We start from the raw sequence: 12,512 nt of genomic DNA on the forward strand, positions 1-12,512 counted from the left end.
CTACCGCCGATGGTCGGCGTCGGTGCCGTTCTGCTGTGGTTCCGGGCGCTGTTCCCGGCGGCCCCGGACCAGCTCGGTGGCGAGGGCGTCGAGCCGCTGGGCCCAGAAGTGCCGGTAGCGGCCGATCCATTCGTCGACCTCCCGCAGCGGTGCGACATCCACGGCATACAGCCGTCGGGTGCCGGCGGCGCGTACGGTGGTGAATCCGTTGTCCCGCAGCACCCGCAGATGCTGCGACACCGCCGGCTGGGAGATGCCGAACTCGGCCTGGACGACCGCGCCGAGGTCACCGGCGGAGCGCTCGCCGTCGGCGAGCAGCTCCAGGATCCGGCGACGGACCGGGTCGCCGAGGACGTCGAACGCGTGCACCGGTCGAATCTATCCGTGGTGACTTATATAAGCAAAGGTGCCGGGTCAGCCCAGGCCGCCGGTGGCCGCTAGCTGCGGCGCTCACCGGCCGGCCGGGTCCATCGCCGGGTCCGGCCGCGTCGGATCGGCGACCAGCAGGCATGCTGGAGCCTGTTGATCGTGCGGCGTAGCCGACGTGGGTGTCCGGTACGGGCCCTGCCCGGAGGCCACCGAGGCGGGTGTCCGGGTCACCGCCGACCCGGGCACCAGCCAGATCGAGATCGTGCTCAGCGCGTAAGGAGAATCCCGACATGCCCGTATCATCACCGTCCGGCCCGGTCTTCCCCGGCAACTTCCTCTGGGGTACGGCGACCGCGTCGTACCAGGTCGAGGGGGCCGCCGCGGTGGACGGCCGGACGCCCTCCATCTGGGACACCTTCGCGCACACCCCCGGTCTGGTCACCAACGGCGACACCGGTGACGTGGCCTGTGACCACTACCACCGGCTGGAGGAGGACCTGGACATCCTCGCCGAGCTCGGCGTCGGCGCGTACCGGTTCTCGATCTCCTGGTCCCGGGTGCTGCCGGGCGGCGGCAGCCAGCTCAACCAGCGGGGCGTGGACTTCTACTCGGCGCTGGTCGACGGGCTGCGGGCCCGGGGGATCGCACCGGTCGCCACCCTCTACCACTGGGACCTGCCGCAGGAGCTGGAGGACGCCGGCGGCTGGCCGCACCGGGACACCGCCGAGCGGTTCGCCGAGTATGCCGGCCGGATGGGCGAGGTGTTCGGCGACCGGGTGCACACCTGGATCACCCTCAACGAGCCGTGGTGCTCGGCGTACCTGGGCTACGGCTCCGGGGTGCACGCCCCGGCGCGTACCGAGCCGGCCGCCGCGCTCGCCGCGGTGCACCACCTCAACCTCGGGCACGGTCTGGCGGTACGCGCGCTGCGGGCGAGCATCGACCCGGCGGCCCGGGTGAGCGTGACGTTGAACCTGCACCACGTGCGGGGCGAGTCGCCCGGCGACGCCGAGGCGGTCCGCCGGATCGACGCGCTGGCCAACCGGGCTTTCCTCGGGCCGATGCTGGACGGGGCGTACCCACGGGACCTGATCGACGACACCGCCGCGGTGACCGACTGGTCGTTCGTGCGCGACGGCGACGAGGCGGCCGCGCACGCCCCGCTGGACCTGCTCGGGGTGAACTACTACAACCCGGTGCTGGTCCGCCAGTGGGACGGGGTGTCGCCGCGGTCGACCGCCGACGGGCACGCCGACGGGGCGGCCTCGCCGTGGATCGGTGTCACCGACGTCGAGTTCGTCACCCAGCCCGGCCCGTACACCCAGATGGGCTGGAACATCGACGAGACCGGGCTGACCGAGCTGCTGCTGCGGCTGCACCGCGACTACCCGGGGCTGCCGATGATGATCACCGAGAACGGGGCGGCGTTCGACGACGTGCTCGACGACGACGGCCGGGTCCGTGACCCGCGCCGGGTCGACTACCTGCACCGGCACCTGACCGCAGTGGCCGAGGCGATCGACGGCGGCGCCGACGTGCGCGGGTACTTCGTGTGGTCGCTGATGGACAACTTCGAGTGGGCGCACGGGTACGGCAAGACGTTCGGCATCGTGCACGTCGACCGGCAGACGATGCGGCGTACCTGGAAGGAGAGCGCGCACTGGTACCGGCGGGTGGTGGCCGCGAACGCGCTGCCGGCCGCCCGCTGACCGGGCCGGTCGCCCCGGCGCTGCCGGCCGGCCGCTGACCGCGAACTGCCCGGATTCGGTTCACCTATCGACCTGATAATTCCGATCGACATGCTAGACATTGCTGGTCCGGTCCGGCACCCTCGACAGGGTGGACTGGGTATTGGTGCTGGCCGGTTGCGGCATCGGGATCATCGTCGGGCTGACCGGCATGGGCGGCGGGGCGCTGATGACCCCGATGCTGGTGATCTTCTTCGGCGTACCGCCGCTCGCCGCCGTCTCCAGCGACCTGGTGGTCAGCGCGGTGATGAAACCGGTCGGCGGGCTGGTGCACATCCGGCGGCGGACCGTGCACTGGTCGCTGGTCGGCTGGCTCTGCCTGGGCAGCGTGCCGAGCGCGTTCGCCGGCGTCCTGCTACTGCGCTCACTCGGCGACGGCGAGCGACTGCAGCAGGGCATCAAGGTGGCGCTCGGGGTGGCGCTGGTGCTGGCCGCCGCCGGCCTGGTCTTCCGCACCTACACCCGGATGGCCGAGCACGCCGCCCGCCGCCGGACCGGCACCGCCGGCCTGCCCGGCAGCGACACCGCGCCGGCCGAGCCGCCGCTGCGGGCCCGGCCGCTGCCGACCGTGCTGATCGGTGCCGTCGGCGGTCTGATCGTCGGGATGACCAGCGTCGGCTCCGGTTCGCTGATCATCATCGCGTTGCTGATGCTCTACCCGCTGCTGCGGCCCGCCTTCCTGGTCGGCACCGACCTGGTGCAGGCGGTGCCGCTGGTGATCGCCGCCGCCGTCGGGCACCTGCTGTTCGGCGACTTCCGCCTCGACCTGACCACCTCGCTGCTGCTCGGGGCGGTGCCCGGGGCGTGGCTCGGCGCACAGCTGTCGTCGCGGGCACCCGGCGGCCTGGTCCGTCGGGCGTTGACCCTGGTACTGCTGGCCAGTGCCATGAAACTGCTGGGTGTGCCGGACATCCCGCTGCTGGTGGCGCTCGCCGCCGTCGTGGTCGCCGGGTCATTCGGCTGGATGGCGGCCCGCCGCCGGCACGGCCTGCCCGCGCTGGCCCGTACCGAGCTGCGCGAGCCGGACCGGCCGGCCGACCGGGCCGAACCGCTGCGGGTCGGCGGCCGGTGACGGTCGGGATCCCGTGACGGTCGGGACACCGTGACGGTCAGGAAGGCTGCCACGGGCCGCTGACGAACCGGCCGTCCTCGTCGAACGGGTACGGGTTCGGCCGGCAGCCGCCCAGATCGGTGGTCTGCAGGCCCATCACCGGGGCCAACCGGCCCTGCCCGGCGCAGCCCATGTGGTCGAAGCCCAGGTAGTGGCCGATCTCGTGGTTGATCACGCTGGTCTGGTACTCGTCGATGGTCACCGGGTAGCCGTCCGCGCCCTGCAGCCAGCGGCGCAGGTTGATCATGATGGTGGTGCCGAACCGGCAGGAGAAGACGCCGGCCGTGGTCAGCCCGACCTGACCGCACAGCCGGTCGACGGTCTGCGGGGTGGCCAGCCGAATCCGTACGTCGTAGCTGTTCCCGCCGACCCGCCGGAATGACCACGACGCCCGGTTCAACCCGACGCTGCGGTCGGTCACCGGGTGGAACCCCGACTCGGTCCAGCCACGGGAGGCGGCCAGGATGCCGTCCACCCGGTCGGCGAACCGCCGTACCGTCCACGGCTCCAGGCCGCCCCAGTCGATGCCCTGTTCGACCTCGACGCGGTAGGTGACGATCCGGGCACCGATGCCGATCCGGCCCGCCGCCCCGTCGGCGGCGGCGAAGCTGCCACTGGCCGAGCCGGGGATCGCCGAATCCGGCGGCACGGTCGGTGTCGGGCTCGGCGTCGGGCTCGGGCTGGCGCTCGGCGTCGGACTGGACCCGGCGGCGTCCGCCGTCGCGCTCGGGCCGGTCGGATCGGCCGTCGCCGGCCGCCCGCCGGCCGCACCCGGTGCCGGCAGCCACTGTGGTTGAGCCGGGGCGGTGCCACAACCGACCAGTACGCCGGCAGCCAGCACCGCTGTCAGCAGCGCCGCCGGGACCGGATATCGCCCGATACGCACCCTCAGTCAACTCCCCTCGGCGACGTCACGTCACCCAACCACAGCGACGGCGTCCGGCCCACCCCAGGTGACCTGCGGTGATCCGGATCGCACGCGGCCGGACAACCGCCGCGCGGTCACCGCGTGACCGCCGTCCGCCGAGGACGTTGGCTAAGGTCGATCCGATGCACCGGATCGACGACACGGCGCCCGCGGCGCGCTGGGAAGACGCCTTCCTCACCGGCAACGGCGAGTACGGGCTGATGGTGCACGGCGACCCGACCGCCGAACGGATCGTGGTCGACCACCACCGGTTCGTGCTGCCCAACGGCACCCGCGACCTGCGGCCACCGGAGCTGGCCGGGGTCATCGAGCAGGTCCGGGACCTGATCCTGGCCGGCCGACGGGCCGAGGCCGGCCGGCTGCTGGCCGGTGGCCGGCAGCTGGAGTGGACCCAGTCGTTCCACCCCGGCTACGCGCTGACCGTCGACGAACCGACCATCGCCGGCCGGCATGTCGAGCCGGCGCCACTGCCCGCCGACTACCTGCGTACCACGGATTTCACCACCGGTGAGATCACCGTGCGGTGGGCCGGCGGCCGCACCCGGCGAGCCTTCGTCTCCCGCGCGGACCGGGTCGCCGTGGTCCGGCTCGCCGCCGGCGAATGCCTGCTCGGCGCGACCGGCGAGCTGCCCGGCCGGCCGGCCGGCGTCACCTACGACATCACCGCCTACCGGCGGAACGGGTACGCGTTCCTGCGGGTCCGGGGCAGCTATCCGGCCGGCCTCGGGGCGTACGGCTTCGAAGGGCTGACCCTGGTGACCGGCGACACCGAGATCGTCGGCGACCGGATCCTGATCGGCGGGGACGCGTCCGCGCTGACCGTGCTCGACCGCTACGAAGCGCCGGGCTGGGGCACCGAGGCGTTGCACGCCCGACTCGCCGGGCTGGCCGACGCCGACTACCAGCGGCTGCTGGCCCGGCACGTCGCCCTGCACCGGCCGATGTACCAGCGGGTCGAGCTGCGGTTGCGGGTCGACGAGGCCGACCGGCGCCGTCCGGTCGGTGAGCTGCTCGACGCCCAGCGCGCCGATGGCGAGCGGCTGCTCCCCCCGCTGCTGGAACGGCTGTTCCACGCCGGCCGGTACCTGCTGATCAGCTCCAGCGGGGTGCTGCCGCCCCGGCTGACCGGGCTCTGGCTCGGCTCCTGGGACGCCGCCTGGGCCGGCGACTTCACCACCGACGCCAATCTGAACCTGCAGCTGGCCGGGGCGAACATCGGCGCGTTGCCGGAGGTGACGGCGGCGCACCGACGGTTGATCGCCGGCCAGGTCGACGACTGGCGGCGCAACGCGCGGGCGGTGTACGGCGGCCGTGGCCTGCTCGCGCCGGGGCGCACCGACGGCGAGCACGGGCACCTGTTCCACTTCTGCGACGAGTGGCCCTGGCCGGCCTGGCTGCCCGGCGCCCACTGGCTGCTGTACCCGCTGTGGGAGCACCACCTGGTCACCGGGGAGCCGTTGGGGGAGGCAGCCGGTTGGCTGGTCGAGGCGGCCGAGTTCTTCGAGGACTTCCTCACCCGGGTCGGCGACGACGGCCGGTACGTGATCGTGCCGTCGTTCTCCGCCGAGACCGGGCCGCTCGACGAGCACGACGAGCCGGTCTACCCGGCGGTGAACGCCACCACGGACATCGCCGCCGCCCGGCACGCGATGCGGGTCGCGGGCGGGCTGACCGGTGCGTCCCGGTGGGCCGACCTGGCCGCGCGGCTGCCCGGGTACCTGGTGGACGAGCGGGGCGCGCTGGCCGAGTGGGCCTGGCCCGGCTACCGCGCCGACGACGACCACCGGCACGTCAGCCACCTCTACCCGGTCTGGCCGCTGCACGAGATCACCCCGGACGGCACCCCGGAGCTGGCCCGCGCGGCCCACCGGGCCCTGGCGGTACGTGGCGACGAGAACCTGTCCGCGCACGGCAGCCTGCACCGGGCGCTGGTCGCCGCCCGGCTGCGCGACGCCGACCTGGCCGCCGCCAACCTGCGGAAGATCCTCTGCACGGACATGTTCTTCCGGTCGTTGATGAGCGCCCACAATCCGGGTCTGCAGACCTACAACGCCGACGCCGTGCACGCGCTGCCCGGCGTCCTGATCGAGATGCTGGTCGATTCGCGCCCCGGGTCGGTGCACCTGCTGCCGGCCTGGCCGGTCGAGCTGCCCGGCGGCACCCTGCGCGGGGTGACCTGCCGGGGCCGGATCACCGTCGAGGAGCTGACCTGGGACGCCACGACGCTGCGGGTCCGGCTCCGCTCGGCGCTCACCCAACAGGTGACGGTACGCAGCCCGTACGGTGCGAGGGCGGTGGACCTGCCCGCCGATGAGCCGGTGGAGCTTTCCCTGCATACTTAGGCGATGCTTACCTCACTCCGGGCCGGTCGGGGTGAGCGCGCCGGACAAGGCGTGACCCAAAGTGGTGGATGGGTGACTGTTGGTCGGCGGCTTGGTGGGCTGCTGGTCGCCGTACTGCTGCTGGCCCTGACCGTCTTCGCCAGCCTCGCCCTCGGATCCCGGGACATCGCGCTGCCGGTGGTGGTCGAGGCGCTGGTCGACCGCGACCCGGCGGTCAACGACCACGTCGTCATCTGGGACCTGCGGCTGCCCCGGACCGTGATCGGGCTGCTCGCAGGTCTCGCGCTCGGCCTGTCCGGCGGGCTCATGCAGGGACTGACCCGAAACCCGATCGCCGACCCCGGCCTGCTCGGCATCAATGCTGGCGCGTCACTTGCCGTTGTCGTCGCGATCACCTGGCTCGGCATCGGCACCACCGCCGGCTACATCTGGTTCGCGTTCGGCGGGGCGACCCTCGCCGCGCTGCTCGTCTACGGCATCGGGTCGATGGGCGGCGACGGCGCGACCCCGGTGAAACTCGCCATCGCCGGCTCGGCGCTCACCGCCGTGCTCACCTCGCTGATCACCCTGGTGCTGCTGACCAACCTGCAGACCCTGGAACGCTACCGGTTCTGGCAGGTCGGCTCGCTGGTCGGGCGGGACCTCGACACCGCCCGTACGGTGCTGCTGTTCATCGCCGTCGGCACCCTGCTGGCGCTGGTCTCCGGTCGGGTGCTAAACGCGCTCAGCCTCGGCGACGACGTCGCCCACGGGCTCGGCCAGCACGTGGTACGGGACCGGGCGGTCATCATGACCGCGACCGTGCTGCTCTGCGGCTCGGCGACGGCGCTCACCGGGCCGATCGTCTTCGTCGGGCTGGTCGTGCCGCACGCCGCCCGCTGGGTGACCGGGCCGGACTACCGGTGGATCCTCGGGTACAGCGCGGTGCTCGGTGCCGCCCTGCTGGTCGCGGCCGACGTGCTCGGTCGGCTGATCGCGCCGCCCGGCGAGGTCGAGGCCGGCCTGGTCGTGGCGTTCCTCGGCGCACCGGTGCTGATCGCCCTGGTCCGCCGCTCCCGATTGGCCAGCGTGTGACCGGCACCGACACCCGCGATCCCGACCGGAGCGACGCCGACCGGTACGCCGCCGACCGTACCGCTGGTCTCGGGCTTCCCGCGCTGGGCCGGTTGCGGCGTCGCCGACGCCGCCGGGCCACCGTGGTGCTGGCCGGGTTGGCCGGGGTCGTCGCGATCTTCGCCCTGCTCAGCCTCAGTCTCGGCGCCTACCAGATCTCGTTGGACGGGGTGCTCCGCACGCTGATCGGGCAGGGTAGCGGCCGCGACGACTTCATCATCCTCAGTCTGCGGCTGCCCCGACTGGTCGCCGGGATTCTGGCCGGTGCCGCGTTCGGCCTGGCCGGTGGCATCTTCCAGACCCTGCTGCGCAACCCGCTGGCCAGCCCGGACATCATCGGCGTCACCGGCGGGGCCAGCGCCGCCGCGGTGTTCGCGCTGATCACGCTCGGTGCCGGCAGCCTCGGCGTGTCGGTCGCCGCGTTCGTCGGTGCGGCCGGTACGGCGACCGCCGTGTACCTGCTCTCCTGGCGGGGCGGGCTGACCGGGTACCGGTTCGTGCTGGTCGGCATCGCCGCCGCGTTCATGGCGCACGGTGTCCTCGGCTACCTGCTGACCAGGGGAGAGGTACGCGAGGCGCAGACGGCGTTGTCGTGGATGGTCGGCAGCCTGGGCAGCGCCCGCTGGCCGGAGATCGCCGTCCTGGCGACGCTGCTCGGCGTGTTGACCCCGGTGCTGCTGGCGTTGCGTCCGGCGCTCGGGCTGCTGCAGTTCGGCGACGACACCGCGACCGGCCTGGGGGTGCGGCTGGAACGCAGCCGGATCAGTCTGCTGGCGATCGCGGTGGCCCTCGCCGCGGTGGCGACCGCGGTGACCGGGCCGATCGCGTTCGTGGCGTTCGTCGCCATGCCGATCGCCCGGCGGATGATGCGCTCCGGCGCCCCGGTGCTGCTGCCCGCCGCTCTGGTCGGAGTGGTGGTGGTGACCGGGGCGGACCTGGTCGCCCAGCACCTGCTACCCGGCAACATCAAGACCCCGGTCGGCATCGTCACCGCGGTGATCGGCGGGCCGTACCTGCTGTGGTTGCTCGCCACCGCCGGCCGGAATCACGGCTCGGTAACCAGGATTACATAGGCTAGCCAAACCTAACTTGGCCGTGGTTGCATGTGCTGACCTTCGCGGACGACCCCGCGCTCGTAGGAGAGACAGTGATCAGCAGAAAACTCAGCCGCGTCCTTTTCGCCGCCCCGCTTGCCCTCACCATCGGCCTGACCGCATGCGGTTCCGGTGACGATTCCAGCACCGATGACCCCGCGACCGGTGGCAGCTCGGCCGGTTTCCCGGTGACCATCGAGCACGCTCTCGGTGAGACCACTATCGAGGACACTCCGACCCGGGTGGTCGCCTGGGGCTGGGGCAGCGCCGACGCCGCTATCGCGCTCGACGTGGTGCCGGTGGCCATCCCGTTCCAGAGCTACGGCGGTGACGCCAACGGCGTACTGCCGTGGATCGCCGAGAAGCTCGACGAGACCGGCGCCGAGGTGCCCACCGTACTGCCGGACGCCCAGGAACCGCCGTTCGACGAGATCGCCGCCGCCGACCCGGACCTGATCCTCGCCGTCTACTCCGGCATCGACCAGGAACAGTACGACCTGCTCAGCCAGATCGCGCCGACGGTCGCCTACCCGGGTGAGGCGTGGGCCACCCCGTGGCGTGACCTGATCACCACCGTCGGCACCGCGCTCGGCAAGAGCGACGAGGCGCAGACGCTGCTGGACGACATCGACGCGCAGATCGCCACCAAGGCCGAGGAGAACCCGCAGCTGGCCGGCAAGAGCGTCGCCATGGTCTGGGACTCCGCCGGCACCTTCTACGTCTACAAGGAGGCCGACCCGCGGGTCGAGTTCGCCCTCGACCTCGGGATGACCGGCGCGCCCAGCGTCAACGACCTCGGCACCGACGAGTCGACGTTCTACTTCACCATGAGTTACGAGCAGCTCGACCAGCTCACCTCGGATGTGCTGGTGTCGTTCGCCACCACTCAGGAGGAACAGGACGCGTTCCTGTCCTCGCAGGCCGCGCAGACCATGCCGCAGATCCAGTCCGGGGCGGTCGCCTCGCTGGTCGGTGCCGAGTTCATCGCTTCGGTGTCGCCGCCCACCGCGTTGTCGGTCACCTGGGGCCTCGACGAGTACGTCGCCGCACTCGCCGAAGCCGCCGACAAGGTCGACGCCGCTTCCTGAACGACCATCCGGCCCGGCCCGGCCTGGGTAGGTTCGCCCGGGTCGGGTCGGGTCAGAGCTCGTAGTGCCAGATGCTGATCGCGTCGGCGCCGTGTCGGCAGACGATCGTGCTGCGGTCGCCGACACAGCCGCCTACCGGTCCGGGGACGCTACCGACCATGCGTACCGTCTCCGGACCGGCCGGCGCCAGCACCGCGAGCCCGGCCGGCCCGGTCTCGGTCGGCTGCCGGTAGCCGACGAACGTCGCGTCGCCGCGCCCCTCCAACTCCGTCTCCCACGCGCTCAACGGCAGCAGGGTCCGCCCGGTCCCCGGGTCGACGATCCGCCCGCTGCCCGAACCCGCCTCGGCGCTGGTATCCGCCACCGCCACCGACGCGGGATACCCGCGACCGTCGCCGTCCGCCGCGGCACCGGACCTGCCGTCGGCCGAGACGCTGTACGCCACCAGGTAGCTGTCGAAGTCGACCACCAGGTCGGCCGGCACCCGCCAGACCGTCCGGCCGGTCAACGGGTCGACCGCCTCGATCCGGGTGTCGTCCGGGAAGCAGATCAGCTCGCCGCACCCGGTGATCCGGCCCGGTCCGTACCGCACCGGCCGGTGCCACAGCTGCCGCAACGTCGCCGGGTCGTAGCCGGTGACCCCCAGCTCACCGCCGCGCCGCTGGCGCAGCAGCAGCGTGCCGGCCATGCTGTCCGGCCGGGACACCTCACCCAGATCGGCGGTACGCAGCACCGTGCCGTCACGCCCGTCGCGTACCTGCGCCCGGCCGTCGGTGCCGACCAGCAGCGCCTGCCCGGCGGACCCGGCCAGCACCTCGGTCGGCACGGCCAGGTCGGCCCGCCACAGCTCGTCGCCGGTCGCCACGTCGACCGCACGCAGCGTCGACGAGGTGGCGCCGGCGTCGTCCGGCTCGTCGATCAGCGCGGTACGCCCGTCGTCGGTCAGCACCAGCCCGTCGGGTGCCACCCACCGGGTCTGCCCGGTCTGCGCGTCCAGGATCACCGTCGAGCCGGTGCCCGGACCGGACCTCGGGTCGACCAGCACCACGTCACCGGTCCGGCGTACCTGCCGCAGCCGCCAACTCGCCGCGTCGAACGGCACCGTCCACCGCAGCTCGCCGTCCAGTACGTCGTACGCGGACAGCTGCCAGGTGGTCGCCGCGCCCTGCGCGGCGGCCGAGGTGACCAGCAGCCGGTCCCCGGCGAGCACGATGTCCCGGGCCTTCACCTGATGGCTGGCGAGGTGGACGAGCAGCGGGCCGCTGGGCGGGGCCGCGCCGGACAGGCCGGCCAGCAGCGCCAGGCCGGCGACGGCGGCGAGCGGCCGGGCCCGGCCGGCGGCCAGCCGTACCCGCCGCGGTGACCGCCACCACCGTCCGGCTGGCGGCGACGGCGGTGCCTCGGGGTGGCCGGCCAGACCCAGCTCGATGACCATGTGCTCCACACTCTTTCCTGTCGCGGCCGGTGTCCAGCGGCCGGGCGCGAGGTGCCCGTCGACCATAATTACGGTATGGACGACGCCCTGGCTCATCCGTCCCGTCGAACCCGGTGGCTGCGCCGCAAGCTGGCCGTCTGCGCCGCGGCGGCGGTCGCGGTCGCGCTGCTGGTCACCGGCAGCGGCTACTGGGTGCGGGCCTCGGCGGCCGAGCACGTCTACGAGCTGGCCAGCGTGCCGGCCGCGCCGGTCGCCCTGGTCCTCGGTGCGCAGGTCCGGCCGGACGGTACGCCGTCGGAGTTCCTGGCCGGTCGGCTGGAGGTGGCCCGGCGGCTGGTCGAAGCCGACCTGGTCCGGGCGGTGCTGGTCTCCGGCGACCACCGGGAGTGGGACTACGACGAGCCGGGCGCGATGCGGCGCTGGCTGATCGACCGGGGCGTGCCGGCGGACCGGATCGTGCAGGACCACGCCGGTCTGGACACCTACGACTCGTGCCTGCGGGCGCGCCGCGTCTTCGGTGTGGACCAGGCGATCGTGGTGACCCAGAGCTTCCACATCGAGCGGGCGGTCACGGTCTGCCGGCGGGTCGGCGTGGACGCGGTCGGCGTCGGCGACGACTCGGTACGCCGCTTCGAGCGGGCCTGGCGCTGGGGCGCGTTCCGGGAGCGGTTCGCTGCGGTCAAGGCCGCGTACGACGTGCTGGTGGGCCGGGACCCGGCGCTACCCGGCCCACCCGAGACCAGCCTCGACGACGCCCTGCGCGAGTGAGTCTGCGGCATCAGGGGCATTTTGTCCGGTAAAAACCTTGGTTGTCGCGGCTGGTTATGCGCGCCGCGCATCAGCTATGCGCAATGCGTATATGCTGACCGCCAAGCGTGTAGAGCTGTCGTATAGGGAGCTGAATGTCGGAAGTAGGGGCAGCGCCGGATCCGGCTGATTGGATAGCGCGGTTAAGGGGATGCAAGTTGAGGTCAACGAGTTCTTCGCCTATCCGCTTCTCCGGCTGGCCGAGGAATTCTTGCTGCGGTTTCCTGGTGGGCCGGCAAATATTTCGATGACGAGGTGGATGTTGGAGCAGGGAGCAGGAGCGGCTAGGTGCTCCGCTCGGGCTTGGCGAACTTCAGGTGCTTACCGAGTTGGTGCGGGAGCGACAGGCTTCAACACATGACCTCGCCAATCTCGTCCAGCGTACGGAGAGCGAGGCACGGAATCTGCTGGCTCGGATGGTCGAGCGAGGCTGGGTCGAGGCGCGTGGCAGCGGAAAGGGACGTACCTGGCACCTAT

Annotated in this window: 10 protein-coding genes; 7 read left to right on the forward strand and 3 right to left on the reverse strand. The window is 72.4% G+C overall.

Translation table 11 applies throughout. From position 1 onward, the window contains the following. Positions 1-369 carry a metalloregulator ArsR/SmtB family transcription factor gene (locus tag O7629_RS33170; RefSeq protein WP_278174303.1) on the reverse strand — a complete coding sequence of 123 codons (369 nt, stop codon included), beginning with the start codon at positions 367-369 and terminating at the stop codon, positions 1-3. 290 nt (positions 370-659) lie between these two features. On the opposite strand from O7629_RS33170, the gene O7629_RS33175 reads away from it, so the two are divergent. Both O7629_RS33175 and O7629_RS33180 read left to right on the forward strand, forming a co-directional pair. Next, a complete protein-coding gene (locus O7629_RS33175; protein WP_278174305.1) occupies positions 660-2,078 on the forward strand; it encodes a GH1 family beta-glucosidase in 1,419 nt (472 codons plus the stop codon). Positions 2,079-2,208: 130 nt separating this feature from the next. After that, entirely contained in the window at positions 2,209-3,189 is a 981-nt protein-coding gene (locus tag O7629_RS33180; protein WP_278174306.1) for a sulfite exporter TauE/SafE family protein, read from the forward strand. Positions 3,190-3,226: 37 nt separating this feature from the next. On the opposite strand, the gene O7629_RS33185 is transcribed toward O7629_RS33180, so the two are convergent. Beyond that, positions 3,227-4,114, reverse strand: a complete 888-nt coding sequence (locus tag O7629_RS33185; protein ID WP_278174307.1) for a DUF3152 domain-containing protein — start codon at positions 4,112-4,114, stop codon at positions 3,227-3,229. Between the two features lie 164 nt (positions 4,115-4,278). On the opposite strand from O7629_RS33185, the gene O7629_RS33190 reads away from it, so the two are divergent. From O7629_RS33190 to O7629_RS33205, 4 genes are all read left to right on the forward strand, one after another. Next, entirely contained in the window at positions 4,279-6,498 is a 2,220-nt protein-coding gene (locus tag O7629_RS33190) for a glycoside hydrolase N-terminal domain-containing protein (RefSeq protein ID WP_278174309.1), read from the forward strand. A gap of 72 nt (positions 6,499-6,570) precedes the next feature. Beyond that, a complete protein-coding gene (locus O7629_RS33195) occupies positions 6,571-7,572 on the forward strand; it encodes an iron chelate uptake ABC transporter family permease subunit (protein WP_278174311.1) in 1,002 nt (333 codons plus the stop codon). After that, a complete protein-coding gene (locus tag O7629_RS33200; RefSeq protein WP_278174313.1) occupies positions 7,569-8,684 on the forward strand; it encodes an iron chelate uptake ABC transporter family permease subunit in 1,116 nt (371 codons plus the stop codon). The genes O7629_RS33195 and O7629_RS33200 overlap by 4 nt, the downstream gene beginning before the upstream one ends. A gap of 74 nt (positions 8,685-8,758) precedes the next feature. Beyond that, entirely contained in the window at positions 8,759-9,793 is a 1,035-nt protein-coding gene (locus O7629_RS33205) for an iron-siderophore ABC transporter substrate-binding protein (protein ID WP_278174314.1), read from the forward strand. A 52-nt stretch (positions 9,794-9,845) separates the two neighbouring features. On the opposite strand, the gene O7629_RS33210 is transcribed toward O7629_RS33205, so the two are convergent. Then, positions 9,846-11,228, reverse strand: coding sequence for a PQQ-binding-like beta-propeller repeat protein (locus O7629_RS33210; protein ID WP_278174813.1), 1,383 nt, complete (start codon positions 11,226-11,228; stop codon positions 9,846-9,848). 75 nt (positions 11,229-11,303) lie between these two features. On the opposite strand from O7629_RS33210, the gene O7629_RS33215 reads away from it, so the two are divergent. Then, complete coding sequence (locus tag O7629_RS33215) at positions 11,304-11,996, forward strand: ElyC/SanA/YdcF family protein (protein ID WP_278174316.1); 693 nt, start codon at positions 11,304-11,306, stop codon at positions 11,994-11,996. Positions 11,997-12,512: the final 516 nt, after the last annotated feature.

Source organism: Solwaraspora sp. WMMD792, from assembly GCF_029626105.1.
In the GTDB taxonomy this organism is placed as follows: Bacteria; Actinomycetota; Actinomycetes; order Mycobacteriales; family Micromonosporaceae; genus Micromonospora_E.